This window comes from Nocardia sp. NPDC056952 (assembly GCF_042674185.1).
Taxonomy (GTDB): Bacteria; Actinomycetota; Actinomycetes; order Mycobacteriales; family Mycobacteriaceae; genus Nocardia.
The window spans coordinates 269,724-294,917 of sequence record NZ_JBHURA010000004.1 but is presented as its reverse complement, the minus strand read 5'-3'; the positions used below and the strand labels follow the sequence as shown (position 1 = coordinate 294,917).

Genomic DNA, 25,194 nt, shown 5'->3' with positions numbered 1-25,194 from the left:
GACCAGTCTGCCGGAAGGTGTGTCCCGATCGGCGATCGCTGGTTACCCTGCGGGAGATGAGCATCGAGTTCGCGTTGACCACGCTTGTCATCGTCGCCACGCCCGGTACCGGCGTTCTGTTCACCCTGGCGGCGGGGCTTTCCCGAGGGACGAGGGCGAGCGTGATCGCTGCCTTCGGGTGCACGTTGGGGATCGTTCCGCACATGATCGCGGCGGTCACGGGACTGGCCGCGCTGTTGAACACCAGCGCGGTCGCGTTCCAGACATTGAAGTACCTGGGTGTCGCGTATCTGCTGTACATGGCGTGGAATACGTTGCGGGACAAGGGCGCACTGGCGATTCCGGAGGAGCGCACCGCGGTGGAGCCCTCGGCGCGGCAGGTCGTCACCTCGGCGGTGTTGCTCAATATCCTGAACCCGAAGCTGACGATCTTCTTCTTCGCGTTCCTGCCGCAGTTCGTGCCGACCGGCGCACCGAACGCGCTGGGCCGCATGCTCGAGCTCAGCGGACTGTTCATGCTGGCCACGTTCGTGGTGTTCGCGGGCTACGGGGCAGTCGCGGCCGCGATGCGCACCTACGTGCTGTCGCGACCGGTGGTGGTCCGGTGGATGCGGCGGGTGTTCGGTGTCTCCTTCGTCGCCCTCGCGGGACGCCTCGCGGTACAGAACCAGTAGACACAGCAGTGCGGGCCCCGGAATCCGAGGCCCGCACTGTCGATCGACGGTATTACCCGCGGCGGGTGGCCACCGCGTCGGCCAGACGGTCGAGCTGGGTAGCGGTGGTGTTCCAGTCGATGCACGCGTCGGTGATGGACTGGCCGTAGGTCAGGTCGCCTGCCTTGCCGAGAGTCAGGTCCTGGCGACCCGCGACGAGGAACGACTCCAGCATCACGCCGACCACGCCCTGCTCGCCCGCGGCGATCCGGTCGGCGATGTCGGTGACGACGTCGACCTGCTTGTTGTGGTCCTTGTTGCTGTTGCCGTGGCTGGCATCGACGACCAGGCGCTGAGCCAGCGACGACTTCTCCAGGCGCAGCTTGGCCTCGGCGCAGGACGCGGCGTCGAAGTTGGTGCCGTTGCTGCCACCGCGCAGGATGACGTGGCAGTCGGGGTTGCCCGAGGTGCGGATCAGCGCGGAGCGGCCGTCGAGGTCGGTGCCGGGGAAGACGTGGCTGGCGGCGGCGGCGCGCACACCGTCGACCGCGACCTGCACGTCACCGTCGGTGCCGTTCTTGATGCCGACCGGCATGGACAGCGCCGAGGACAGCTGCCGGTGCACCTGGCTGGCAGCGGTGCGGGCACCGATCGCGCCGTAGGAGACCAGGTCGGCGATGTACTGCGGGGTGATCGGGTCGAGGAACTCACACGCGACCGGCAGGCCGAGGGCGGTGATGTCGACGAGCACCTTGCGGCCGATGCCGAGGCCGGTGTTCACGTCGAACGAGCCGTCCAGGTGGGGATCGTTGATCAGACCCTTCCAGCCCAGCGTGGTGCGCGGCTTCTCGAAGTACACCCGCATCACGATGTGCAGCCGGTCGCTCAACTCGGCGGCCTTCTCGGCCAGCTTACGGGCGTATTCCAGCGCGGCGGCGGGGTCGTGCACCGAGCACGGGCCGACGATCACCATGAGGCGGTCGTCGTCGCCGTTGAGCACGTCGACGGTGGCCTTGCGGCCCGAACGGACGGTGTCGGCGAGGGCGTCGGTGATCTGGTGGACCATGCGGACCTCGGCGGGCGAGCGCAGAGGGCTCACGCTGAGGGTGCGCTGGTCGTCGAGATCGGAATGCCGCGAGTCGACATCGGCTGCGGTGGTCATGAGATGTGGGTCCTTTGCGTTAAGAGGCCGACCCACGGAAATCGCTACCGTCGAGCCGGGCGTTATCCGGCTCGAGGTGGAGGAAGTCAGCGCGCAGGGTCGCAGACCGGCCCACCCAGGGCCGGATAGCTAAACCAGAAATATGCGCGCTGCATGCCGTGGACTGTACCACCGGTAAAACGCCGAAAGGTGAGCCATGGTTGCCCGAAGTGTGGACCGTCACATCGCGCCCCTCCGCCGAACCGGCGCGAAGTCCTTGACCTCTACCTTGCTCGAGCTTCTAGGGTCGGTGGTCGAGGAAAGGAAAACGACTGTGACAACACTGGTTACGGGCGCGACCGGCAACACCGGCCGCCAGGTGGTACGGGAACTCGTCAGCCGGGGCGAGAAGGTCAGGGCAGTGACCCGCGACGCCGACGCCGCACGCGTGCTGCTCGGCCCGGGGGTGGAACTGTTCACCGGGACGCACACCGTGCCGTCGACGCTCGACGATGCGTGGCACGGCGTCGACCGGTTGCATGTGACGGTGACCAACGGTCTCGCCGACGTGGGGACCGAGCTGATCGGCAAGGCGATCGACGCCGGCGTACGCCGCATCACCGTCGTCTGGGGTGGCGGGGTCGGCCCGGTCGAGCGGGCGATCGCGGAGTCCGGCGTGGAGTGGACGCGGCTCGAGCCACAGGAATTCATGTCGAACACGCTGACCTGGCTCGATCCGATCCGCACCGACGGCGTGGTGCGTGAGCCGTACGCCCATCCGAGCGCGCTGGTGCACGAGGCCGATATCGGCGCGGTGGCCGCCGTCGCACTGCTGGAAGACGGGCACGCGGGCCGCGCGTACAACCTCACCGGCCCACAGGCGCTCACCCCGCACGAACGGTTGGCGATCCTGTCGAAGGCCGCGGGCCGCGAGATCGGCTTCACCACGATCAGCCACCAGCAGGCGGTCGAGCGGCTGATGGCGACGGGTGTCTCACAGGCCGACGCCGACTACGTGATCGGCTGGTACGCCGAGTCGAGTCCCGAGTCGTACACGGTCGACCCGACAGTGGAACAGGTGCTCGGCCGACCCGCGCGCACCTTCGCGCAGTGGGCGGCCGAGCACGGGCACCTGTTCGGTTGATCAGCTCCACTGACCGGGGACGTAGTCACCGGCGGGGGTGTGGGCGATCGCGTTGAGCCGGTTCCAGGCGTTGATCATCGCGATGGCGGCGATCAGACCCGCGATCTGGTCGTCGTCGTAGTGCTTGCGGACCTGGTCGAAGGTGTCGTCGGAGACGTGACCGCCGTCGGCGGTGCGGGTCGCTTCCTCGGTGAGGGCGAGGGCGGCCCGCTCCGCCTCGGTGAAGACATTGGCCTCCCGCCAGGCGGCGACCAGGTTGATCCGCACCGCGGTCTCGCCCGCGTGGGCGGCGTCCTTGGTGTGCATGTCCACGCAGTAGCTGCAGCCGTTGATCTGCGAAGCCCGGATCTTCACCAGTTCGTAGGTGGCCTTGGGCAGCGGTGAATCGTCGATGACCTTGCCCGCCATGACCATTCGCTTGCTGAAGCTCGCGGCGATGGCGTTGCCGTAGAGGTTGAAGCGCGCTTCCATGATGACTCCTTCGTCGTGGGGTTCACAGAGACGACGAGGCAGCCGCGCGCGGTGTGACATCGGCGCGTGTGACGCCGATCACCGAATCAGATCAGGCCGCAGAGCTTCTCGGAGAGCTCCCACAATTCGGTGGCGACCTTACGATCCTTCGCCGACCGCGCACTGCCCGCGAGGGCGGGGTTGCCGCGCAGCCCGAGGAAGCCGTCGGGGCCGTAGAACGCGCCGGGCACTACATCGGCGGTGGCGGCGAACAGCGTTGGCAGCGCACCCTCGGCCGCCGTGGGAGCGAGCGTGCGGTTACCCAGCCACATGATCGCGTCCTGGATGGACTCGGTGTGCGACATGAGTTCGGTCGCGGCGTAGCCGGGATGGGCGGCCACCGAGATCACCGCGGCGCCCTCACCCGCGAGGCGGCGCTGGAGCTCGAAGGCGAACATCAGATTGGCCAGCTTGGACTGGCCGTACGCGAGCCAGCGGTCGTATCGGCGCTGCTCCCAGTTGGGATCGGCCAGATCGATCCTGCCGATCCGGTGCGCGACGCTCGACACCGTCACCACACGATCGGTGAGGCGATCCAGCAACAGGTTGGTGAGCGCGAAGTGGCCGAGATGGTTGGTGCCGAACTGCATTTCGAAACCGTCGGCGGTACGACGCAACGGCAGAGCCATGACACCGGCGTTGTTGATCAGCACGTCCACGCGCTCGATCGAATCGGCGAAGGCGCGCACCGAGTTCAGGTTCGCCAGGTCGAGTTCACGGACTTCGGTCGCACCGCGCAGCCCCGCCGCCACCCGCTCGGCCTTGGCGGTGTCGCGACAGGCCAGGATCACGCGCGCACCCGCCTCGGACAGCGCCCGCGCGGTGGCGGCGCCGAGACCGCTGTTGGCACCGGTGACGATGATCGTGCGGCCGGTCTGGTCCGGCAGGTTCGCGGTAGTCCACTTGCTCACTGGCGAAAGTCTAGCGACGCTGGGGAAATGCGCGAATCGGAAAGTGCCGGTGCGGGGTTCGCCCCAGCGTCGCGTGCCGTCATCAGGACTGCGCGAGGATCTCGTCGTCGGTCATCGCGGCGACCTCCAGGTACATCGTGGCGACCGTGTCGAGCCTGCCGCTGTCACCGGATTCCGCTTCCCGCCACAGCATCCGCGCCGCGAGACCTTCGATGGTGCGGGCGGTGAACAGGTCGGCGACGATGGTGTCGGGGGCATCGAGCCATTCGCGGATGCGGGCCACCGCGGTGGTGGCGAGCACCGAATCGCCACCGAGCGCGAAGAAATCGTCGGTGACACCGAGCTGCTCGGTGACCAGTACCTCGGCGACGACCGCGGCGAGCGCACGTTCGAGATCAGTGCGCGGCGCGACGAACTCCTCGCTGCCCTCGCCCTTGTCGAGGACCGCGCGGATGGCCTTGCGATCCGGCTTGGCGTTCGAGGTGAGCGGCAGCTCGGCCAGCAGTTCGAGCCGGGTCGGCACCATGTAGACCGGCACCAGCTCGGCGGTCGCGGCGAGCACCGTGTCGACGTCGAGGACCGTGCCCGGGGTCGGCACCACCAGCGCGACGAGCTTCGGGGCGGCCGTTCCGACCACCGCGGCGACCGCGTGGCGAACACCGGGCACGGCACGCAGTGCGCTCTCCACCTCACCCAGCTCCACCCGGTAGCCCCGGATCTTGACCTGGTGATCGGCGCGGCCGAGGAACTCGAGACCGCCGTCGGGCAGGTAGCGGGCCAGGTCGCCGGTGCGGTACCAGCGCAGACCCTCGTGGGTGACGAAACGGTCGGCGGTGCGTTCCGGGTCGCCGCGATAACCGGTGGCCACACCGTCCCCACCGATCCACAGTTCGCCGCTGACCCAATCGGGGCAGTCGTTGCCCGCCGGGCCGACGACGCGGCACTGCACGTTGCGCAACGGGGTGCCGTAGGGGACGGCGGTCCATTCGACTGGGACCCGCGCGTCGACGACCTCGCAGATGGTGGAGTGGATCGCGGTTTCGGTGGCGCCGCCGAGACCGGCGAAACGGCTGTTCGGGGCCACTGCGGCCAGACGTGCGGGGAGGGCGACGTCAACCCAGTCACCGCCGAGGATCACCGTGCGCAGTGAGGTGAGGGGCTCGGCCGGCGTGGCGGTAGTGGACCCGATGCGCGGGTCGGGCTGCGACGCCGGGGCGGCGGTGAGCAGCATGTCGAGCAGGCTCGGAACACAGTTGAGCAGCGAAACCTGGTGGCGGCGAACGAGTTCGACCCAGACGGCCGGGTCGGTTCGCTGCGCGTCGTCGACGGTGACCACCGCACCACCCGCGGCGAGCAGACCGAAGATGTCGTAGACGGAGAGGTCGAATTCGAGCGCCGAGAGGGCGAGAGCCCGGTCGGCCGGCCCGAGGCCGAAGCGCTCGTTGAGGTCGTCGATCGTGTTCATCGCGGCGCGATGCGGCACCTCGACGCCCTTGGGCTTGCCGGTGGAGCCGGAGGTGAACAGCACATAGGCGATGTTCTCCGGATCGCCGAAGACGGGGCGCGCCAACGGTTCCGCGTGCGTGCGTGCCTCGGCGAGGTCGATCGCGCGCGCGTCGGGAATCCGCGCACCGCCGACCGTGAGCACGGCGACAGCGTCTGCGGTGCTGAGGATTTCGGCGCGACGAGCGGCAGGCTGATCGAACCCGATCGGCACGTACACCGCACCCGCCGCGAGCACACCGAGCACCGCGACGACCTGGTCGGGACCCTTCGGAAGCTGCACCGCGACCGAATCACCAGGCGTCACACCGGCTTCCCGCAACGCACCGGCCACCGCCAGCGCGTCGGCGGCCAGCTCGCCATAGGTCAGCTGCCCGGTCGGCTCCCACAGCACGGCGGGCGCGGACGGATTCGTGGCCGCGTTCGCGAAGAACCCCGTGTGCAGCAGCCCGCCGCTCACCGGCCCCGCGGTGGCGTTCACGCGCGCCCGAGTAGCGGCCTGCTCCACCGGAATTCGCACACCGGCCTCGGCCTGCCACCCCGCTCCCCCCGCGAATCGAGTGCGCCCGGCCGCAGCCCCGGCAGCGTCAGCGGGCACCACCGGCGAGGTCTCCTCGGTCCCAGTGGGCTCGACTGCTGTCGGCTGCGCCCCGCCGGACTCCGATGAATCGGCCGACGCCTCGGCGAGTTCGGCAGGCTGGCCGCCGAGACGTTCGATCGCTTCGATGTAGCGGGCGAACATGGCGTCGACCACGCCCTCGGGGAACGCGGATTCACGAATGTCCCAGTTCAGCAGCAGACCGCCGCGGACCTCGGTGATCTGGGCGTCGAGGAGGACCTGCGGGCCCTGGGAGATGATCCAGACGGGGTCGCCGAAGGTGTCGGTGACGGTGTCGGGGAAGAGTTCGCCGAGGTTGAGGGCGCTGGTGTAGACGATGGGAGCCAGGACCGGTTCGCCGCGGTGACGGCCGAGGTCGCGCAGGACCTCCAGGCCCGAGTACGCGGAGTGCGCGCCCGCCTCGTGCAGGCGTTGCTGCAGGGCGCGGGCACGGTCGGCGACGGTGGCGGGCGCGGTGACATCGACTTCCAGCAGGACCGAGGAGGTGAAGTCGCCGACGACACCGTCGACCTGCGGGTGCACCGGTTCACGGTGGAACAGCGGCAGATTCAGCAGGAAGCGGCGCTGGGCCGACCAGCCGCCGATGGTTTCGGCGAACACCGAGGCCAGGGCCATCGCCGGGGTGATGCCGCGGGCGTGGGCGGCGTCGAAGACCTGCGCTTTGGCCTGCGGGGAGAGCCAGCGGTGCAGGCGGATCGTCCGGTTGGGTTCCGAGATGTGCTGGGCCAGTGGCAGTTCCGGCGCACCCGGCAGCTCGCTCAGGCGATCCTGCCACCAGGCACGGTCACGGGCCCGCTCGTCGGCGAGGGCGCTCGCGCCCTGCCCGGGGCCGGCGGCCGCGTCGGGCTGCCGGTGCTCGGCCAGGTACTGACGGAAGGTGTAGTCCTGCGGCGGAAGCTGTTCGCCGTGGTAGAGCCGGGCGAGGTCGGTGATGAGGATGCGGTAGCTCATCGCGTCGGCGGCGAGCATGTCGACATCGAGGTGCAGGCGGGTGCGGCCGTCGGCGAGGCGGGTGAGCGCGATATCGATCACCTGGCCGTCCTCCACCGCCATCCGCTGATGCGTCCGCGCGCTGCGCAACTGCGCCAGCCGCCGCTCGGCTTCGTCGGCGGAGGCTTCGCGCAGGTCGGTCACGCCGAACACCGCGCGGCCGGGCCGGTCGAGAGTCTGCTGGGTGCCGTCGGGCAGGAACCTGGTGCGCAGCATGGGATGGCGAGACAGCAGTTGCTCGACCGCCTGCTCGAGCCGCTCGGGATACACATCGGCACCGTCGAATTCGACGTAGAGATGTGCCGCGACACCGCCGAGTTCCTGCGCGTCGGAGCGCCCGATCCAGTACGCGTGCTGCATGGGCGCGAGCGCGAACGGCGTGCCGGCGTCGGGAACGATCAGGGGTTCGCTCGCGGACGTGTCGACCGCGTGGGCGGATTCCCCGGCGGCCGGATCGACGGCGTCCGGGACGCCGCCACGTGCCGCGAGGTCCTCGGGGTCCGCCCCGTTGAGCAGGGCGTGCCAGGCGTCGACCGTGGGATGGGCGGCTAAGAGGGCGAAGTTCACGGCGATGCCACGCTTGCGCCAGGCGCCCGCGAGCTTCATGGTGCGGATGGAGTCGAGGCCGAGCTGGATCAGGTCGTCGGCCTCGGCGACGGCCTCGGGAGTGATGTCGAGATGGCGGGCGATCGCGGCACGGATCTCGGCGCGGTCGATCCCGGCGCCGCCTGCGGGTGCTGTCTCCATCTGCCGATCACTCCTTGCTCGCCGCCCAGCCGGGACGGATTCGGTACTGCCCGGCGGCAGCCTACTCCATTGAGATAGGGTTGCCTAACCTTTGCAAGTGTAGCGAGACTCGAGTGAGGCAGTACGTGACGTCGACATCGGCAACCGGCCACCGCGAGGGCTACGTCCCATTTCCCGAGGCCGCCGCGCACGAGTACCGGGCCGCGGGCTATTGGACCGGGCGAACGCTCGGCGACCTCCTCCGCGACACCGCGCGGACCCAGCCGCAGCGACCCGCGGTGCTCAGCGACGCCGGTGCGCAGACCTACGCCGAACTCGATGCCGCCGCCGATCGGATGGCGCACGGATTGCTGGCCCTCGGCATCAATCCCGGCGACCGCGTGATCGTGCAGCTGCCGAACATCCCCGAGTTCGCGACGGCCCTGTTCGGTGTGCTGCGCGCGGGGATCATCCCCGTCCTCACCCTGCCCGCGCACCGCCGCGCCGAGATCGAGCACCTGGCCGCGCTGTCAGAAGCGGTCGCCTACCTCATCCCCGACCACGTCGGCGACTTCGACTACCGCGAACTGGCCACCACCGTGCAGCAGGCGGTGCCGAGCCTGCGCCACGTACTGGTAGCGGGAGATCCGAACACCGGGGACGGCACCACATCCGGATTCCTCGCCCTGGATTCGGTTGCTCGCGACGGTGATTCGCTGCCCGAGATCGATCCGTCCGATATCGCGGTGATGCTGGTCTCCGGCGGCACCACGGGCCTGCCGAAGCTGATCGCGCGTACCCACGACGACTACGTCTACAACGCGACCGCCAGCGCGCAGATCTGCGAGCTCACCCCCGACGACGTCTACCTCACGACACTGCCTGCGGCGCACAACTTTCCGCTGGCCTGCCCCGGCATCCTCGGCACCGTCGCGACCGGCGGCGCCGTCGCCTTCACCCTCGACCCGAGCCCCGAGGCCGCCTTCGCCGCGATCGAGAAGCACCGGGTGAGCGTCACCGGCGTCGTACCGCCGCTGGCCCAATTGTGGAGCGCGGCAGTGGATTGGGAAGACGCCGAACTGAGCTCGCTGCGGTTGCTGCAGGTGGGCGGCGCGCGACTGGCCGAGGTGAACGCCCGCGAGGTCGAGCCCGCGCTGGGCTGCACCTTGCAGCAGGTGTTCGGGATGGCCGAGGGGCTGCTCAACTACACCCGTCTCGACGACGACAAAGAACTGGTGTACACCACCCAGGGCCGCCCGCTCTCCCCCGCCGACGAACTGCGCGTCGTCGACGCCGACGGCAACGACGTCGCCCAGGGCGAAGAGGGCGAACTGCTCACCCGTGGCCCCTACACGCTGCGCGGGTACTACCGTGCGCCCGAACACAACGCGCGCGCCTTCACTCCCGACGGCTTCTACCGCAGCGGCGACCTCGTCCGCCAGCTGCCCAGCGGCCACCTCGTCGTGAGCGGCCGGATCAAAGATGTGATCAACCGCGGTGGCGAGAACATCTCCTGCGACGAACTCGAGGAGCACCTGCTCGCCCACCCCGCCGTCCGCCATGCCGCCGCGGTGGGCCTGCCCGACGCCTCGCTGGGCGAAAAGGCCTGTGTGGTCCTGGTAGTCACCGGCGAACTGCCCGCCCTCGGGGAGATCAAGACCTTCCTCACCGAACGCGGCCTGGCCACCTACAAGCTCCCCGACCTGGTCCGGCAGGCGGACGCGCTGCCGATCACCGCGGTCGGCAAGATCGACAAGAAGGCGCTGATCCGCCTCTCCGCGACTTATGGCCAGACCTAGGCGACAGTGCGGCGGAGTAGTCGACCACGGTCCCGTCCCGGTCGATGTAGTGCGTCTGCGTGACTTTGCTGCCCGGCTTGTGCCGCGCCATCTCCTGGGCCGCGCCGAGGCCGTGCGCGGCGAATACGCGGGTAACAGCGGTCTTCCGCAAAGTCTCCGGGGGTCGACCAATCGAGCTCGGTCCCGGCGACAATCTTCCGGTCCACACCCCGGATATCGTCAGGGTTGATCGGCCCGCCTGGCGGTCCTCGAACACCAGGACCGCGCCCGGCCGAGCCGCGAGCTTGCGCTTACGCAGCATCGACAGGCACGCCGCCGACACCTTGACCACCCTGGCCGACTCGTCGGTCTTCGGGTAGTCCTGGCGACGGACTTTCTTCTTGCCGGTGTCGTCCTTGTCGACGATCGTCCCGGTATTCTCGACCGTTCCCGCGTCGAAGTCGATGTCTTCCCACCGCACCGCGAGCGCCTCGCCGAGCGCCCGGCGAGTTCGTAGGTCAGTTCGGTGATGTCCAGAAACCGGCGGTCGGTCCGGCACCGAGGACGCGCGAAGTAGCCGGTTTCGAGCTGGCGATACTGCGCGTACTGCTCCACGGCGAACGCTCGCGGCCGGGGTGCGCTTCGGGTGCTCTGCGTCGTCCGATCGAACGAGTTCACCTCCAGCGCGTCATCCAACCCCGCCATGTCGAACAAGCGCGACCATGGACGGCCGTCCCGCCGGCTGGACACACCGCGTCGAGTTCCGGTCGGGGTGGTAGTACGCCGACCCGGACCCGACCCCCGACCTACGCGCCGCACGGGTCGCCGAACTCCGAGCCGCTGTCGCGCGTGATGAGGTGTGCGCCAACGGACACCGTCAACTCCCCGACCGTGTCTATGTCGCGAGCGACGGCCGCCAGTTCTGCCGAACCTGTCGCGCTGAACAGGCTCGTCGGCGGGCCGGACTACCCAAACCCCCGGACCGCGACCGCTCCGGTTGCGCGAGCGGTTCGCGGCCGACCTGGGGTCGGTGGTGAGCGCGTGAGCCGCAAGTGGGGTACCAGCGGATCGGACCCGACGGCGCGCGTAGCCCTCTCCGCTGTCGAGCGCGAAACCGTCAGTGTCGCAATGGGATGGCGCGCGCACTACGACCCGCACCGGCGACCCGCGACCGACACCGAGCGGGCCGAGGCCGAGGCGCTCGGATGGGAGGGGTGGCGACAGACGCAGGCGTACCGGGCATATCGTCGAGCACGGTTCGGCGCCGGGGCGTGATCGTCGTGCGAGTGTTCGGCCGCGAGGTGTTCGCCATCGGACGTGAGGACGGCGACGCCACCGGGGCCGCCGACCTCACCGGCGGGACCTACGAACTCGCCGACTACTACCCCGGCCGCCATGAGGTGACACTGTCGAACCGTCGGCCCCGCTTCGGCTTCCATGCCTAGTGCCTGTCCTGGAGCTCTGTGCTGGTCGGCGTCGCTGTAGAACGTGGAGATCGCCAGAGCAGAACTAAGGACAGTTAGCGACAGGCGACCCTGTTGTAGGGGCCTCCAAAGGTGTGGGCGTCGTAGTAAGCACCTGCCCAGAGTCCGAAGGATTTTCCGGCTGGCAGGCCAGGAAATTCGTCGGGATCAATACGGACGATGACTTCATCGCCGCGCTGCTCCACAGAAACATGCCGGGGAGGGACTACCGGCGAATTTCCTTCGTTGTACACCGTGAGGTCGTACCTGTCTTCCAGCGCAAACGCAAGTGAGTAGGTGTCGTCACTTCGCGGCGCGAAGCGCTCATTCTCCACCGGTATCACCGCCGACTTCTTGTGCATCCTGATTTCCAGGGTGGTGCGCGGCTGACTGACCACATCCTTGTTCGGTACCGCGTGCTGAGCAGGTGGCGATGAGAACGTGGCGCGAAACTCTACGTAGTCAGTGCTGTTCTGGGCGATCTCGAACGCTTCCATCTCGATCGGTGGGGTTTTGAACCGGCCACCGGCCACCGTTGCACAGTCGAGTGATCGCGGAACGCGGTCATCGCGCAATCTCGTCTCGTCGGACTGAATCCGGTACCAAATGACGGCAGCTGCGGCCAATGCAGCGACAAGGACGACAACGATTACCGTTGTCCGGCGGCGTCGGCTGAGTGCGCGCTGACCACGGGCGTCACTCTGATCAGAGACCATGTCGGTTACTCCATTCGGGCCGGTTTCTCACCGCGTTCCTACCTATCGCCACCTCCGACCTGGTGTTACGCGGACTGCTAACCCTCGGCCGCGCTTCGGCTTCCACACCTAGGTGTGGAAACGGGACGTGTCGGGGCCCGTCCCTATTCTCTGCGTCGTGGACACATCCGACATCATCGCCACCGTCGCCGCCGTGATGGCGTTCGGCAGCACCGGCGTAGCAGGGTGGGCGTTGAAATACGCCCGTAGTCAGGCCGAGACGGCTAAGCAAGCTCTCGCCGAGTCACGCCGCGCCGCCGCCGCTGGCGAGAAATCGGCCGATGCCGCCGACAAGGCCGCCATCGAGGCGAAGCGCAGTGCGGACGCGGCCGAGGAGTCGAACCGGATAGCCGAAGAAGCGCTTGCGGCCAGTCGGCCCGCCGACGTCGACTGGAAAATCGAGGGGGTGAATGAGTACCGGTTTCGCCTGCGGAACATCGGCACTCAGACAGCGGCCAATGTGTGTGCCGACTCGTCGCGGGTTCTGTGCACCAACGAAAACCTGCCTGACGGCCTGACCGTCCCTAGAAACGGCGGCCACGATTTCATGCTGTTTATCGAGATGGGCTCGGGGCCGCTACCGACCGAGTTGTATCTGACATGGGAGGGACAGGCCGAGCCTGTCGCCGTACCTATGCCGTCGGCGTAGATCCTGTCCCGACAACCACCGCTAGGCGAGATCGGCTGTAGCCGTTGATATTTCGATCTCACTAGTAGTCGAGACGGCGTCGGCCGAGTCGGTCGATCTCCCGGCGGCGTTCGGCCTCGACGCGCTCGCGAATCGCGGCCACCGTCTGGTCCGGCGGGATCGGTTCCGGCCAAACGATCGACGCGAACAGCACGAACAGCGGCAGGCCGACCGCCAGCGCGAAACCGAGCGCGATCACCCGTCGGCCCTCACGCCCGCGAGGCGGATCGAGTGCGGTTCGTCGTCGCGCGCTTCGGCGGCCGTGAGCCAATCGGCGACGTTATCGAGCGAACCGGTTACGACCACCCGGAACGGGCTGTAGAGCTCCCACCCGTACGGCGGTTCGTGCGCCTTCCGAATCGCCATCGACCGCAGCGCGGCCCGCTTGGTGAGCTCGCATAGGTCGGGCTGTATCGCGCCGCTCATGACGCCCGCTTGCTGGTCGTGTCCCACCAGTCGAGCGCTTCCAACAGTCGCCGAATGATAGTCGGCGGCGCGATAGTGGTCCGGTAAGGGCGCTTTGTGTTCGGCGTGCGCTGGGCGAGTGTCACGGGTCCCCCTGGTGGTGCTGGATGCGTATCGGGTGTGCGCCCACCGCCGGCGAGCATTTCGCCATCGTCCGCGCAGCTCACTACGCCCGACGTGCCGAGCATTCTTGCCCGACATACCCCGGCGGTGGGGCTGTGTGAATCCTGAGCGCCGAGCGCCGAGCGAACCGGTAGCGACGAACCACCGTGCGAGATAGGGGGATTCCCCCTACCTAAGTCCCTGGTGAGACGTCACCAGCGGCCCTATCCTGAGGTGACCTCTTCGCGGAGGACAGCGCCCCCGGCCGACGGGCCGGGGGTATCCGCGAGGCGGTCCCATCCCGCGAAGAAGGCAGGCCGCAATGCCGACTCCTGACGAACTCGCCGCCCGCGCGATAGGCGAGCGCATCCAGAACATTCGCACGCGCACCGGCCGGACCCGCGCCGTCGTCGCCGGTCTCGTCGGCCGGTCCGAGGACTGGCTACGCGACGTCGAGAAGGGCCGCCTACAGCACCCGCCGGGGCTTGAGATGCTGCTCAAGATCGGGCAGGCACTCGGCGTGCGGGACCTGACCGAGATCACCGGGGACCATGAGTTGTTGGTGGGCATCTCCCGCCGCGCCGGACACCCCGTCGTTCCCGCGATCCGCGAGGCGATCGAGGGTGTCGACCTCACCCCGTCGCCGTCGCTTATCGACACTGTCGAGCTCGGCGCGCGGGTCGAGCGCGCTTGGCGTCTGTGGCACACATCGGCTACGCCCCGCGCAGACGCGGGCGCGATGCTGCCCGAACTCATCCGTGACGGCCGCCGCGCACTGCGCACCCTCGACGGGCAGGAACGCCGCGCCGCTGCTGTTGCTCTGTCGGGTGCCTACGCCCTGTCCGAACAAGTCCTTGCGTGGGTCGCCGACGCCCCGCTGTTATGGCTCGCCGCCGACCGCTGCATGTCGGCCGCCGAGATCGCCGACGACCCTGTGACGCTCGCGTCCGCGTCGTGGGTACTCGGCAACGTCTGGCGCTCGACAGGCCGCGAGGAAGACGCCTACCGGCTCGCGTCCGACGCCGTCGCGCTACTCGAACCGCACCTAGACGGCGACCAGGATGCACAAGCGCTCTGGGGTGCCTGTCAGTTGCACGGCGCGATTACCGCCGCCCGGATCGGCCGGGAGGGTGACGCGCTGCGCGGGATAGATCAGGCAATAGGGATGGCGCGCGCCCTGCCCGCCGGATCGGCGCACCCGTGGACGCTGTTCGGCATCGCGAACACCGAAATCAGCGCGGTGTCGGTACAGGTGGACTTGCGCAAGTCCGGGAGCGCGCTCGACGCGGCGAGCGTCGTCGACCCGGACGCGGTGCCGTCGGTCGACCGCCGGTCGCGGTTGTGGCTGGAGTTGTCCCGCGCGTACGCGCAACAGCGGGATTGGCTCGGCACGCTCGGCGCGCTGCGCACGGGTACCGCCGTTAGTGAGGAGTCGATGAGGTGCCACCCGCTGGCGCGCTCGCTCGTCGCCGAACTGGTCACGAACGGCGGTCGGCTCAACGAGCGCGAGTCCCGCGCCTTGGCGGGACGGCTCGGTGTCACGGCCTGACCGAGGCTCACCAGCGGGTCGCGAGGCACCCGCACCGACAACGACGGCCCGGCGGATTTACCCGCCGGGCCTGGAATGTCTCTCCGGCAGAAGTCGCGACGAGCGGTCAGCCCTTGTAGGCCTTGACCACGTAAGGCGCCACGCTGCCCAGCTTCTCGCAGGTCTCCTCGAACTCACGCTCGGGACGCGACTGCCCCACGATTCCGGCGCCGGCGCGCAACCACGCACCCTCACCGGTCTGGTAAATCGCCCGCAGCACCAGCGTCGCCTCCAACGCGCCGGTCGGCGAAACGCAGACCACCGCACCGGAGTACAGCCCACGCGGATCGTGATCGTTGCGGAACACCGAGTCGACGCCCGCGCGCTTGGGGATACCGGAGGCGGTCACCGACGGGAACAGCACCTCGAGCGCGTCCCACGCGGTGCGGTCGGCGGCCAGGGTGCCACGCACGGTGGACGCCAGGTGCTGCACACTGCCGCGCTCGCGCACGGCCATGAAATCGGAGACCGCGGACGTGCCCGGCACGGCCACCTCCGCGATCTCGGCGAAGGAGGTCTGCACCGAGATCGCGTGCTCCACGATCTCCTTCGGGTCCGCGAGCAGGTCGGCGCGGGCGGCATCATCGGCTTCGGCACCGAGCCCGAACGCCCGCGTACCCGCCAGCGGTTCGGTGGTGACGATGCGATCGTCGTCGACCGAGGCCACCAGCTCGGGGCTGAACCCGGCCGCTTCGAGCCCGCCCAGCCGCAGCAGGAACGAGCGGGCGGGGGTGTTGTTGGCCCGGCCGAGGCGATAGGTCGCCGGCACGTCCACCGGGAACGGCAGCTCGACCTTGCGCGACAGAATCACCTTCTGGTAGCTGCCGGAACGGATTTCGGCGACCGCCGTGGCCACGCGCTGTTCGTAGTTCGTCGAGTCGGATCGCACGTCGACCGGCGTCGGCACCGGCAGGTCCACGCCCTGCGAGCCGGCGATCAGATCGTGGATGTCGCACGCCTCGCTCGGGGTGGCGCCGCTGATCCGCACGCCGGTGGCGTCGACGCGCACCTCGATTCGCGGAATCATCAGGTGCGCCAACGAGGTCAGCGGATTGAGATAGTGCGTCGCCGACAGCGAGTAGGCGCAGAATTCGAAGCCGATCCAGCCGTAGGCGTTGCGGCCGTCGAGCGGCAGGCCTGCCAGCGCGGTATCGATGGCGGTGGCCGGGCTGCCGGTCCAGGCGCGTGCGGTGGTCTCACCGCCCCAGACAGTGCGCAGCTCACCGGCATCGAGCTCGACGCTGCCGAGCGGATCGGCGGCAAACACCCACACACCGGGCTGTTCGTACATCACGTACTCACCGAATCGATCCGAGACGGCCAGACGTGACATCGCTGCCGCCGGGTCGGTCACATACTCCACCCGTACGGGTTGTTCCGTCGACGACAACGATCCTCCAAGGTAAAGCTGACCTAACTTTGCTTGGTTAGGTTAGCATTACCTCGCCGTTTGACCAGACCCGTGTTGGGTATTCTTCGCCACTTCCGCTCCAGCGGGCAAACCACCAGCACTGCCGCGCGCACCGGACATCGCCCGCTGTCCGCGCGTCGCGCAACGCGCTGTGGACCGAGTTCGGTGCGCCGAACCAGATCTGCGGCTTGAATGGAGCAATGATCGACAAAGGTGGGCGGCGCGGCCCGCAGGCAGACTCGGTGGTCGCCCTGGTCGACGCGGCCTCCGGCGTCGAACGCGCAGTGATCGGCGACTGGATCGCCCAGGGTGGTCTCGGCAGGGAGATCGACTCCACGGCCCCGGTGACCCAGCTCGACCTCGACGCCAAGGCCATCACCAAACGCCTTGTCGGCAGGCACGACGACCCGCTGGTGGTGCCCGTCCGGGTGTTGTGGCTGCCGCCCGAACGCGACGGCGTGCGCCGGGTGACCTTCGCCGACCTGGCGATGCTCACCAATCCGCGCAAACCCAACCGGCTCGTCCAGCGCAGGCTGCTGCGCACCGAACCCGACCGCCACCGCGTGCTGGTCGGCGCACCCGCCCGGCTCAGCGCGCTGCGCACCAACAATCCCGAGGCCGCGGCACTGTTGCGCGCGGGCTCGGCGGATCCGTTCGCGCGTGCGGTCGTGCGCGCCGCCGTGGTCGCGCTCGAACGTGCCGAACGCACCGTCATCGGCGATCGATACAAGGTGCCCCAGCTGGTGGCCGAGGAGATCCTCGACTCCCCCGAATTCCAGCGCAAGCTCGACTACATCGCCGACGAGATCGGCTCCGAACCCGACCAGGTGTACCGCAACGCGGAGAAGGCGCTGCGCGAGCTGGTCGCCGCGCAGAGCCGGCTGGTCTCGGACCTGTTCACCCAGGCGATGCGACCGGTACACGCCTCGACCTGGAAGGTCGACACCGATCTGCGCGGCCTCGACGCGTTGCGCAAGCTCAACCGCAAGCACCCGCTCGTGTTCCTGCCCTCGCACCGCTCCTATGTCGACGCGTTCGTGCTGGGCGATGTGCTGGCGCGCAACGACTTTCCACCCAACCACGTGATCGGCGGCGCGAACCTCAACTTCTGGCCGATGGGACCGATCGCGCGACGCACAGGCACGGTGTTCATCCGGCGCAGCTTCGGCGACGACGAGGTCTACAAGGCGGTCGTCGAGGAGTACTTCGCCTACCTGCTGGCCAAGCGATTCAATATGGAGTGGTACTTCGAGGGCGGGCGCACCAGGACGGGCAAGCTTCGCCCGCCGCGTTACGGACTACTCAACTACCTTGCCGCCGCGGTCCGTTCGCGGCGCGTCGACGACGTGATGCTGGTGCCGGTCTCGATCACCTACGAGCGGCTCAACGAGCTCGGGGCGATCGCGAGCGAACAGGCAGGCGGCACGAAGAAGGCCGAGGGCATCGGCTGGCTCGCGAAATATGTCCGGCTTCAGCAGCACTCGGCGGGACGGGTGTATGTGCGCTTCGGCGAGGCTCTTTCGGCACGCGAGCGCCTCGGCGTGCACGGCGACCCCCTCGATCAGCGCCCGGTGACCATTCCGCTGCGCGATACCGAGACCGGTTCCGCCACCGTTCCCGACGAGAAAGCCGTCGCCGACGCCGAGCACAAAGCGGTGCAGCGCCTGGCTTTCGACGTCGCGGTCGGCATCAACGCGGTCACCCCGATCACCGTCAACGCGCTGGTCACCCTGGCCCTGCTGGGCGTGCACGAACGCGCGCTCACCCTCGGGCAGGTGCGCACGGTGCTCGACCCGGTGCTGGGCTACATCGCCGTGCGCGGGCTGCCGAGCGGCGAATTGTCCACGCTGCGTGACGAACAGGGCCTACGGGTGGTGCTCGAGCAGCTCGCGCTCGCGGGTGTTGTCACCGTGTACCGCGGCGGGTTGGAGCCGGTGTACGCGATCGAACCCGGGGTACACCTCGAGGCGGCGTTCTACCGCAACAGCGCGGTGCACTGGTTCGTCAACCGGGCCATCCTCGAGCTGGCCGCCCTGACCGCGGTGGAACAGCCGGGTGACGATCCGCTGCGGGCGGCATGGAAGGCGGCCTTCGCGCTGCGCGATCTGCTCAAGTTCGAATTCTTCTTCCCGGAACGGCAGGAGTTCGCCGAACAGATCATCGAGGAAGTGCGCCTCATCGTGCCCGAATGGGACGAGCACACCCCCGACGATCGGCTGGATCGCCAATTCCTCGGCGCTGTCACCGAATCCGGGTTCGTGATGGCCCACCGGGTATTGCGATCGTTCTTCGACGCGCAGCTGGTGGTGGCCGAGCGTCTGGTCGCCCGCGCTGCCGACGCGACGATCGATCGCAAGGAATTCATCGACGAATGCGTGGCGGTCGGCAAGCAGATGCTGTTGCAGCAGCGGCTGCACAGCCCCGAATCGGTGTCGTCGGAACTGTTCACCAGTGCGTGGAAACTGGCCGACAACCACGGCCTCATCGCGCCCGCGGACACAGGGGCCGAGGCCGAATTGATCAGCAAGCGCCAGGAATTCGCCGACCAGCTGCGTGATCTCGGAGAACGCATCGCCCGGGCGGCCTCGCTCGATCCGTCGAACAGGAACACGAACTGATGAGCACACTCGCCGAAGCAGTGTCCGCGATCCGGTCGGGTCCGCAGGGCGCGCGGATCGCCGCGGTGTTCGATTTCGGGGGCACCGTAGTCGACGGCCTGCCACGACGTGGACTGGCACGCAAGGTGTTCCGTCGTGGCGACGGACGCCTGGCCACCCTGCTCGGCGGCATCCAGCGCGGTGGCACCGATGGTGACTACGGACGGTTCCTGCACGCCGTGGAACAGACCTGGGCGGGCGCCACGGAATCCGAGCTCGAGCAGCTGGGCCGCAAGGCTTTCGCCAAAGAGATCTACGGGCGGCTGTTTCCCGAGGCGTGGCAGCTCGTCCGCGCGCACCAATTGGCCGGGCACACCGTGATCGTGGTCAGCGAGCTCACCCGATTCCAGGTCCGGCCCGTGGCCGAGCGGCTCGGCATCGACAACGTGGTGTGCACGGAGCTCGCCGTCCAGGACGGTGTTCTCACGGGCCACCCGGCGGGCGCCCCGGTGTGGCGCGCCGGAAAAGCCACGGCGGTAGCCGAATTCGCCGCGAACCTGGAGATCGGCTACGTCTATGCCGACAGCGTGACCGACCTGCCCCTGCTCGAACTCGCCACCCGGCCGACCGTGGTCGACCCGGACCCGGCGCTGGCCGCGATCGCCGTCGGCAACGACTGGCCCATCCTGACGTTCCGGCTGCGCCGGGCTCCACGCCCCGTCGACTACCTGCGCACCATCGCCGGATTCGCCGGGCTCATCGGCGGTGCGCTGATCGGCGTACTTCGCAAGTCCTACACCGGCAAACGCCAGACGATGGCCGACGCGCTCATGCACGACGCCACCACCGCCACCCTGCGCGCGATCGACGTACAGCTGCGCGTGGTCGGAGCCGAGAACGCCCGCGCACCCAGGCCCGCAGTGTTCCTGTTCAACCACCAGAGCCAGTTCGACGTGATCATCGTCCCGAAGGTGCTCGACGGTGCGGTAACCGGCATCGGCAAGAAGGAACTCGCCAACCATCCCCTGTTCGGCCCGCTGATGCGGTTCGTCGGGGTCACCTTCATCGACCGCACCGACACCGAGCGCGCGAAAGCCGCACTCGCCCCGGTCGTTTCGACCCTGCGCGACGGGCTCTCGATCGCGGTCGCCCCGGAGGGAACGCGCTCGTTCACCCCCGGCGTCGGTCCGTTCAAGAAGGGCGCCTTCCATATCGCCATCCAGGCGGGCGTGCCGGTGATCCCGGTGGTCGTTCGCAACGCCGGCGAGATCGCCTGGCGGGATTCACCGATCGCCCGGCCCGGCATCGTCGACGTGGCGGTGCTGGCGCCGATCGACGTCTCCGGCTGGGACCCGGCCGACATGGACGCCGAGGTGGAAGGCGTGCGACAGCTGTTCGAAACCACCCTGCTGAACTGGCCGGAACCCGACTGAGATTCCGGCCGGGCGTGGAGTGCGCCCGGCCGGACTCTCTCAGCTCTCGAACAATTGCTGTCCGAGGTAGTTCCCGGCAGCGGGGACGCCGGGCGGGATCGCGAAGACGGCCGAGCCCACCGGTGTCGTCCATTCGTTCAGCGCGTCGAACTCCGCCAGCCGCTGCTGCACAGGCAGAAACTGGGCGTCGACGTCGCGCTGATAGGCGACGAACAGCAGTCCCGAATTCGACAGCTGCCCCGGGGCGGGCGCCTCGTCGTAGTTGAAACCGCGCCGCAGGAACCGTTCACCGTCGTGGGTGTGCCTGGCGCGGGCGACATGCGACGACGGCGGGATCACCGGGATGCCGTTGCGGTCTACCGCCGCCAGATCGGGTTCGTCGTTCTCGGCGGTGCCGGTGAGCGGCGCACCGGTGGTGACCTTCCTGCCGACGGTCAGTTCCCGGCCGTCGGCGTCGAGTTCGTCCCAGCGGTCCAGATCCATGGCGATCCGGCGCAGCACCAGCGAGGTGCCGCCCGTCAGCCACGGCGTCGACGCGCCGTCGTCCCACACCAGACGATCGAAGTCGACCGTGCGCGGGGTGATGTTGACGGTGCCGTCGACCTGGCCCATGAGGTTGCGCATGGTCTGGCCGCGTGGCGCGTCCCGGAAGCCGCGCTGCACCCACCGCACCGTCACCAGCGACTTCACATGCTTGGACAGCACCCGCACCGCGTGCGCGACCGTCGTCGCTTCCCCAGCGCAGACCTGGAGTACCAGGTCCGCGCCGGTGTAGGCGGGCTCCAGCCGGTCGACGGGAAACGGCGGCAGCTGCCGCAGCCACCGCGGTCGTCGTGCGGTGAGACCGGTGACGGTGAACAGCTCGGGACCGAAACCGACCGTGACCGTGAGCCCGGCAGGCCGGGCCGCGAGTTCCGGTTCGGTGTCGGCCAGCGCGGGAACGCCCTGGGTGAGCCGCGCTGCGTCGTCGGTCCAGATCCGGAGCAGGCCGATGACGTCCTCGCGTCCGACCCCGGGCGCGAGGTCGAAACCGGCGAAAGCCACGTGACCGGGTGGCGTCGTCTCGATGCCGGCCTGGTGCGTGCCGTAGAACGGAACAACCTCGCGCCCGACGTCGGGTTCTCGTTCCCGATCCCGGAGACCGGCCGCGCCCCAGCCGATTCCGGCCGCGCCGACGACACCCGCTGCCGCCGCTCCCCCACCGAGCAACCGGCGGCGGGAGAGCCCGGCATGCGGATCAGCCACCGTGCGTGGGGTTCTCGGAGCCCGGCGTGTAATTCTCCTTGCCGCCGGCGAAATCGCGCACCTGGGCGCTGATGACGGTGCTCGAGCCGTCGGAGAAGGTCAGGGTGAGCGAGGTTTGCGCACCGGTACGCAATGGCTGCTTCAGATCCATGAACATCAGATGCTCGGCGCCGGGCTTCAGTGTCACTTCACCGTGCGCCGGGATGGTGATGCCACCTTCCTTGGGACGCATGGTCTTGGCCCCGGTGCTGTCGGGCACGACCTCGTGGATCTCGACCCGGTCCGAGGCCGGGCTGGTCGCGGCGACCAGGGTGACCGGCGCGTCCCCGGTGTTGCGCAGGTTGCCGAAAGCGGCGGACATGCCGGAGTCGGCGGCCTTGATCCACTGGTCGCTCATCGTGATCCGGTCACCCGCCGATGCGGGGGCATCGGGTGCGGGTTCGGAACCCGAGCAGGCGGTGGCGAAGAGGGCGAGGACAGACAGTGCGGTCGCGGCGCCGAGACGGCGGGCAGCGCGGGGTGAACGCAGGTGGGTACGCGTGTACGCGGACATGAAGAACTCCGATCATCGGGTGAGGTGGGCCCCGGACCGGTCTGCAGGCACAGCGAATCATCCACCGGGACGGTGGGATTCAGCGGCGTCGCGCTACGCCGGTACGGGGGTGAGTGCGGTCGCGCCCCTTCGGGGCGGACCACGCAGCCCGATATCCGGTCGCAGCAGGAGTTGCCGGACTACCGCGCGCTCGTCGGCGGCGGGTAGCCGGACCGGACGCGCGGGAGGGCACACGACCCCGGCCACCACGAGAACCAGCTGACGCACGCTGGTGATCGCCCGGCGTACGCCGACTTCGGCGGCGCGAATCGCGATCGCGCCGACCGGGATCGCGACCAGGTGCGCGAGCACCATCGCGGCCGAAAGGGGATGGTGCTGGACATGTCCCAGCGACATCGCGGTGTGCCCGGCACACTGGCCGACAGCCAGCACCGCCATGGTCGAAACCGGACTGTGCCCGCGTGGCAGCGCGGAGACCACGACACCGATCAGGGCGCAGGCGGCGAACAGCAGGACCATCGACGAGCCGGCGGGAAGGGCGGTAGCGCCCCCGAGTCCGTGCGCGAGTACGGCGACCGCACCGGAGGCGGCACCCACCGCGGCGCCGCGTAAGCGCGCGGTGTGATCCGTCGGTGAACGCACTCAGCCATGCTACGACTACGTGTCGTAGATATCGGGATCAGGGCGTATGACCGGGATCTCATCGGCGCCGCACCCGAATTCCGAAGAAGGACTTGACCTTAACCATTGTTTGGGTTTGATGATGGTCTCACCACCGAATGAGGGAGAACATCATGACCACCACCACCGCCCCCGCCACCTACACCGTTCCCGCACTGAACCGGCCCGTGGCCGTGCTGGGCGCCGCTGCCACCGCCGTGGTGCTGAACCTGATCGTCTGGGCCGTCGGCGCCGCCGCGGGCGGGACGTTCACCACGATCGCCGACGGCAAGGTCACCGATGCCGCACCCGGCGGCGTGATCATGATGTCGGCGGTGCCGGTGCTGATCGGGCTGACCGTCGCCGTGCTGCTGTCCTACGTGTGGACCGGCGTGCTGCGGACCGCCGCCGTGGTCGGATCGGTGCTGTCGATCGCGACCATCGGGCTGACCGTGGCCGCCGACTTCGACACCGCCTCCACCATCGCCCTGTCGGTGATGCACGTGGTGCTGGTGCCGGTCATGGTGATCGCGCTGGAAGGTGTGCGTCGCGGCATCACCGCGAAGTGACCCGAACACACAGCGAAGGCCCCGCCGAGGAACGGCGGGGCCTTTCGCGTGCCGGTTTCTAGACCGAGCGACCGAACAGCAGCTTCCACGGCATGAGCGCCGATTCGAGCTGCACCTTCAGGCTCATCTTCGACGCGCCGACGGTGCGCTCCTCGAAGCGGATCGGCACCTCGGCGATCGTGTAGCCCTTCTTGATCGCGCGGTAGTTCATCTCGACCTGGAACGAATAGCCGTTGCTACGGATCGAGGCCACGTCGATCGCGCGCAGGGTGTCGGCCTTCCAGGCCTTGAAACCGGCGGTCGCGTCCTTCACGCCCAGGCGCAGGATCAGGTTCACGTAGAAGTTGGCCCAGGCCGACAGGGCCTTGCGATACCACTTCCACTCCGCGGCGGTGGAACCACCGGGCACGTAGCGCGACCCCAGCGCCACGCCGACATCGTCGGAGCTCAGCTTCTCGAGCATCGACGGGATCACCTCGGCGGGGTGCGACAGATCGGCGTCCATCTGGATCACCACGTCGGCACCCTCGTCGAGCGCCGCGGTGATGCCCGCGATGTAGGCGCGACCGAGGCCGTCCTTCTCGGTGCGGTGCAGCACGCTCACCACATTCGGCAGCTCAGCGGCCAGTTTGTCGGCGACATCACCCGTGCCGTCGGGTGAATTGTCATCTACGACCAGCACGTGCAGATCGGACACCGGCAGAGCCGTCAGCCGCTCCACCGCCACCGGCAGATTTTCCCGCTCGTTGTAGGTCGGCACAACAACGGTAACCCTCAAGGGTCGCCCTCCCTGCTCACCTGGATAGCCCCGCGGCCCAGGATGCGGGCACGGGGCATGTCATCGATTCGTTATGACGGTACTCGATGGTCCTGACGCTTTCCTGAGTGGCCGTGCGGGCGCTCACCACAGCCGACCCGCGTGGACCAGCGCGTCGATGATCAATCCGAGGCCGAACACAACGAAAAGCACCCGGATGACCGGCGGCCCGAAGCGGGTGATGCCCCGCACGAGCAGGCGGTATACCCGCCGCGCGCGCGGTGTCCGCCGCATGGCGACAGCGAGCACGACCAGCGGCAGGATCAGGGCGATCGCGCAGTAACCGGCCACGATCACCGGCCACACCACCGGCAGCGGGCGCTGTGCGGACAGCAGTGCCAGGGCCGCGAGGTAGGGCACCGAGGTCGGCACCTTCGCCAGACCCAGCGTGAAGCCGATCACGCCCATCAGCCACGGGTGTTTGCGCACCGGCTCGACCCAGCGACCACCGGTGGACACGGTGGTGTCCACCGGTAGCGCGGCGACCGCGATCAGCACCAGGCCGATCACCAGCTCACCCCAGTACCGCAGGGTGGGGGTCAGCTCGAAGTCGAGGAGCCGGACCAGGAAGTCGATGCCGAGTACGGTGCACACGCCGAAGACCACGGAGATCGCGAAAACACCGCCGAGGAAGCTGAGCACACCTGTCATCGGCGAGCGCCGGGTCAGCCTGGCGTCGGCGACCACGGCCGTGGTGATCGCCACCAGCAGCACGTCGAGCGCGTCGAGCAGAGCGAACCCGAGCAGGGCCAACAGTCGATACCCATCCATGACGTGGCTGACCCTACTCGCCGGTCATATTTCGATCGCCGACCCGTCAGTCACACCAGCACCACCCGGACATCGTGTGGAAAGTCCTTGACCTGCGCGGTC

Annotated in this window: 23 protein-coding genes; 9 read left to right on the top strand and 14 right to left on the bottom strand. The window is 68.6% G+C overall.

Annotation, left to right across the window (positions count from 1 at the left end; all coding sequences use genetic code 11):
* Positions 1 to 56 precede the first annotated feature (56 nt).
* Entirely contained in the window at positions 57 to 674 is a 618-nt protein-coding gene (locus ACFTS5_RS17505) for a LysE family translocator (protein WP_378631923.1), read from the top strand.
* A 52-nt stretch (positions 675 to 726) separates the two neighbouring features.
* Here the strand turns inward: ACFTS5_RS17505 and ACFTS5_RS17500 are convergent, their stop codons facing one another.
* Positions 727 to 1,815 carry a 3-deoxy-7-phosphoheptulonate synthase gene (locus ACFTS5_RS17500; RefSeq protein WP_378631921.1) on the bottom strand — a complete coding sequence of 363 codons (1,089 nt, stop codon included), beginning with the start codon at positions 1,813 to 1,815 and terminating at the stop codon, positions 727 to 729.
* 313 nt (positions 1,816 to 2,128) lie between these two features.
* On the opposite strand from ACFTS5_RS17500, the gene ACFTS5_RS17495 reads away from it, so the two are divergent.
* Positions 2,129 to 2,938: an NmrA family NAD(P)-binding protein gene (locus ACFTS5_RS17495; protein ID WP_378631919.1), complete on the top strand. Its 810-nt coding sequence runs from the start codon at positions 2,129 to 2,131 to the stop codon at positions 2,936 to 2,938.
* Here ACFTS5_RS17495 and ACFTS5_RS17490 read toward each other — a convergent pair whose 3' ends face one another.
* The 3 genes from ACFTS5_RS17490 to ACFTS5_RS17480 all read right to left on the bottom strand — a co-directional run bounded on the left by ACFTS5_RS17490 (position 2,939) and on the right by ACFTS5_RS17480 (position 8,218).
* Positions 2,939 to 3,409 (bottom strand): carboxymuconolactone decarboxylase family protein, encoded by a 471-nt coding sequence (locus tag ACFTS5_RS17490; protein WP_378631916.1) that lies wholly within the window; start codon positions 3,407 to 3,409, stop codon positions 2,939 to 2,941.
* An 86-nt stretch (positions 3,410 to 3,495) separates the two neighbouring features.
* Positions 3,496 to 4,359, bottom strand: coding sequence for an oxidoreductase (locus tag ACFTS5_RS17485; protein ID WP_378631914.1), 864 nt, complete (start codon positions 4,357 to 4,359; stop codon positions 3,496 to 3,498).
* Between the two features lie 82 nt (positions 4,360 to 4,441).
* Positions 4,442 to 8,218 (bottom strand): amino acid adenylation domain-containing protein, encoded by a 3,777-nt coding sequence (locus ACFTS5_RS17480; RefSeq protein WP_378631911.1) that lies wholly within the window; start codon positions 8,216 to 8,218, stop codon positions 4,442 to 4,444.
* A 125-nt stretch (positions 8,219 to 8,343) separates the two neighbouring features.
* On the opposite strand from ACFTS5_RS17480, the gene ACFTS5_RS17475 reads away from it, so the two are divergent.
* Positions 8,344 to 9,996 carry a (2,3-dihydroxybenzoyl)adenylate synthase gene (locus ACFTS5_RS17475; protein WP_378631909.1) on the top strand — a complete coding sequence of 551 codons (1,653 nt, stop codon included), beginning with the start codon at positions 8,344 to 8,346 and terminating at the stop codon, positions 9,994 to 9,996.
* Here the strand turns inward: ACFTS5_RS17475 and ACFTS5_RS17470 are convergent.
* Complete coding sequence (locus ACFTS5_RS17470; protein WP_378631906.1) at positions 9,929 to 10,456, bottom strand: hypothetical protein; 528 nt, start codon at positions 10,454 to 10,456, stop codon at positions 9,929 to 9,931. The two genes, ACFTS5_RS17475 and ACFTS5_RS17470, sit on opposite strands and share 68 nt — an antisense overlap.
* A 733-nt stretch (positions 10,457 to 11,189) precedes the next feature.
* Between ACFTS5_RS17470 and ACFTS5_RS17465 the strand changes: the two genes are divergently transcribed.
* Positions 11,190 to 11,420, top strand: a complete 231-nt coding sequence (locus ACFTS5_RS17465; protein ID WP_378631904.1) for a hypothetical protein — start codon at positions 11,190 to 11,192, stop codon at positions 11,418 to 11,420.
* A gap of 74 nt (positions 11,421 to 11,494) precedes the next feature.
* On the opposite strand, the gene ACFTS5_RS17460 is transcribed toward ACFTS5_RS17465, so the two are convergent.
* A complete protein-coding gene (locus ACFTS5_RS17460) occupies positions 11,495 to 12,154 on the bottom strand; it encodes a hypothetical protein (protein ID WP_378631901.1) in 660 nt (219 codons plus the stop codon).
* Positions 12,155 to 12,311: 157 nt separating this feature from the next.
* Between ACFTS5_RS17460 and ACFTS5_RS17455 the strand changes: the two genes are divergently transcribed.
* The gene (locus ACFTS5_RS17455; RefSeq protein WP_378631899.1) at positions 12,312 to 12,842 is read left to right on the top strand and encodes a hypothetical protein; all 531 of its coding nucleotides are present in this window, start codon (positions 12,312 to 12,314) and stop codon (positions 12,840 to 12,842) included.
* A 61-nt stretch (positions 12,843 to 12,903) separates the two neighbouring features.
* Here the strand turns inward: ACFTS5_RS17455 and ACFTS5_RS17450 are convergent, their stop codons facing one another.
* Both ACFTS5_RS17450 and ACFTS5_RS17445 read right to left on the bottom strand, forming a co-directional pair.
* A complete protein-coding gene (locus ACFTS5_RS17450) occupies positions 12,904 to 13,080 on the bottom strand; it encodes a hypothetical protein (RefSeq protein ID WP_378631896.1) in 177 nt (58 codons plus the stop codon).
* Positions 13,077 to 13,307, bottom strand: coding sequence for a hypothetical protein (locus ACFTS5_RS17445; protein ID WP_378631894.1), 231 nt, complete (start codon positions 13,305 to 13,307; stop codon positions 13,077 to 13,079). Before ACFTS5_RS17445 ends, ACFTS5_RS17450 begins: the two co-directional genes overlap by 4 nt.
* A 463-nt stretch (positions 13,308 to 13,770) precedes the next feature.
* Between ACFTS5_RS17445 and ACFTS5_RS17440 the strand changes: the two genes are divergently transcribed.
* A complete protein-coding gene (locus ACFTS5_RS17440; protein ID WP_378631891.1) occupies positions 13,771 to 14,997 on the top strand; it encodes a helix-turn-helix domain-containing protein in 1,227 nt (408 codons plus the stop codon).
* 106 nt (positions 14,998 to 15,103) lie between these two features.
* Here the strand turns inward: ACFTS5_RS17440 and ACFTS5_RS17435 are convergent, their stop codons facing one another.
* Positions 15,104 to 16,399 (bottom strand): salicylate synthase, encoded by a 1,296-nt coding sequence (locus ACFTS5_RS17435; protein ID WP_378631889.1) that lies wholly within the window; start codon positions 16,397 to 16,399, stop codon positions 15,104 to 15,106.
* 248 nt (positions 16,400 to 16,647) lie between these two features.
* Here ACFTS5_RS17435 and ACFTS5_RS17430 point away from each other — a divergent pair, with 248 nt between their 5' ends.
* Together ACFTS5_RS17430 and ACFTS5_RS17425 are read left to right on the top strand one after the other, a co-directional pair.
* Positions 16,648 to 19,065 carry a glycerol-3-phosphate 1-O-acyltransferase gene (locus ACFTS5_RS17430; RefSeq protein ID WP_378631886.1) on the top strand — a complete coding sequence of 806 codons (2,418 nt, stop codon included), beginning with the start codon at positions 16,648 to 16,650 and terminating at the stop codon, positions 19,063 to 19,065.
* Positions 19,065 to 20,477 carry an HAD-IB family hydrolase gene (locus ACFTS5_RS17425; RefSeq protein WP_378631883.1) on the top strand — a complete coding sequence of 471 codons (1,413 nt, stop codon included), beginning with the start codon at positions 19,065 to 19,067 and terminating at the stop codon, positions 20,475 to 20,477. Before ACFTS5_RS17430 ends, ACFTS5_RS17425 begins: the two co-directional genes overlap by 1 nt.
* Positions 20,478 to 20,516: 39 nt before the next feature.
* Here the strand turns inward: ACFTS5_RS17425 and ACFTS5_RS17420 are convergent, their stop codons facing one another.
* From ACFTS5_RS17420 to ACFTS5_RS17410, 3 genes are all read right to left on the bottom strand, one after another.
* Positions 20,517 to 21,722, bottom strand: a complete 1,206-nt coding sequence (locus ACFTS5_RS17420) for a Dyp-type peroxidase (RefSeq protein ID WP_378631881.1) — start codon at positions 21,720 to 21,722, stop codon at positions 20,517 to 20,519.
* A complete protein-coding gene (locus tag ACFTS5_RS17415) occupies positions 21,715 to 22,275 on the bottom strand; it encodes a copper chaperone PCu(A)C (protein WP_378631878.1) in 561 nt (186 codons plus the stop codon). The genes ACFTS5_RS17420 and ACFTS5_RS17415 overlap by 8 nt, the downstream gene beginning before the upstream one ends.
* 93 nt (positions 22,276 to 22,368) lie before the next feature.
* Positions 22,369 to 22,917, bottom strand: coding sequence for a hypothetical protein (locus ACFTS5_RS17410; protein WP_378631876.1), 549 nt, complete (start codon positions 22,915 to 22,917; stop codon positions 22,369 to 22,371).
* Between the two features lie 152 nt (positions 22,918 to 23,069).
* Between ACFTS5_RS17410 and ACFTS5_RS17405 the strand changes: the two genes are divergently transcribed.
* Entirely contained in the window at positions 23,070 to 23,504 is a 435-nt protein-coding gene (locus ACFTS5_RS17405; protein ID WP_378631873.1) for a DUF6069 family protein, read from the top strand.
* Positions 23,505 to 23,562: 58 nt separating this feature from the next.
* Here ACFTS5_RS17405 and ACFTS5_RS17400 read toward each other — a convergent pair whose 3' ends face one another.
* Both ACFTS5_RS17400 and ACFTS5_RS17395 read right to left on the bottom strand, forming a co-directional pair.
* Positions 23,563 to 24,282, bottom strand: a complete 720-nt coding sequence (locus ACFTS5_RS17400; protein ID WP_228536832.1) for a polyprenol monophosphomannose synthase — start codon at positions 24,280 to 24,282, stop codon at positions 23,563 to 23,565.
* A gap of 123 nt (positions 24,283 to 24,405) precedes the next feature.
* The gene (locus tag ACFTS5_RS17395) at positions 24,406 to 25,092 is read right to left on the bottom strand and encodes a GAP family protein (RefSeq protein ID WP_378631870.1); all 687 of its coding nucleotides are present in this window, start codon (positions 25,090 to 25,092) and stop codon (positions 24,406 to 24,408) included.
* Between the last annotated feature and the right edge of the window lie 102 nt (positions 25,093 to 25,194).

Bases quoted from the DNA above. Each gene is read 5' to 3' on its own strand.
- ACFTS5_RS17505 (WP_378631923.1), top strand. From the start codon at position 57: ATGAGCATCGAGTTCGCGTTGACCACGCTTGTCATCGTCGCCACGCCC.
- ACFTS5_RS17500 (WP_378631921.1), bottom strand. From the start codon at position 1,815: ATGACCACCGCAGCCGATGTCGACTCGCGGCATTCCGATCTCGACGAC.
- ACFTS5_RS17490 (WP_378631916.1), bottom strand. From the start codon at position 3,409: ATGGAAGCGCGCTTCAACCTCTACGGCAACGCCATCGCCGCGAGCTTC.
- ACFTS5_RS17480 (WP_378631911.1), bottom strand. From the start codon at position 8,218: ATGGAGACAGCACCCGCAGGCGGCGCCGGGATCGACCGCGCCGAGATC.
- ACFTS5_RS17460 (WP_378631901.1), bottom strand. From the start codon at position 12,154: ATGGTCTCTGATCAGAGTGACGCCCGTGGTCAGCGCGCACTCAGCCGA.
- ACFTS5_RS17445 (WP_378631894.1), bottom strand. From the start codon at position 13,307: ATGAGCGGCGCGATACAGCCCGACCTATGCGAGCTCACCAAGCGGGCC.
- ACFTS5_RS17440 (WP_378631891.1), top strand. From the start codon at position 13,771: ATGCCGACTCCTGACGAACTCGCCGCCCGCGCGATAGGCGAGCGCATC.
- ACFTS5_RS17430 (WP_378631886.1), top strand. From the start codon at position 16,648: ATGATCGACAAAGGTGGGCGGCGCGGCCCGCAGGCAGACTCGGTGGTC.
- ACFTS5_RS17425 (WP_378631883.1), top strand. From the start codon at position 19,065: ATGAGCACACTCGCCGAAGCAGTGTCCGCGATCCGGTCGGGTCCGCAG.
- ACFTS5_RS17415 (WP_378631878.1), bottom strand. From the start codon at position 22,275: ATGTCCGCGTACACGCGTACCCACCTGCGTTCACCCCGCGCTGCCCGC.
- ACFTS5_RS17405 (WP_378631873.1), top strand. From the start codon at position 23,070: ATGACCACCACCACCGCCCCCGCCACCTACACCGTTCCCGCACTGAAC.
- ACFTS5_RS17395 (WP_378631870.1), bottom strand. From the start codon at position 25,092: ATGGATGGGTATCGACTGTTGGCCCTGCTCGGGTTCGCTCTGCTCGAC.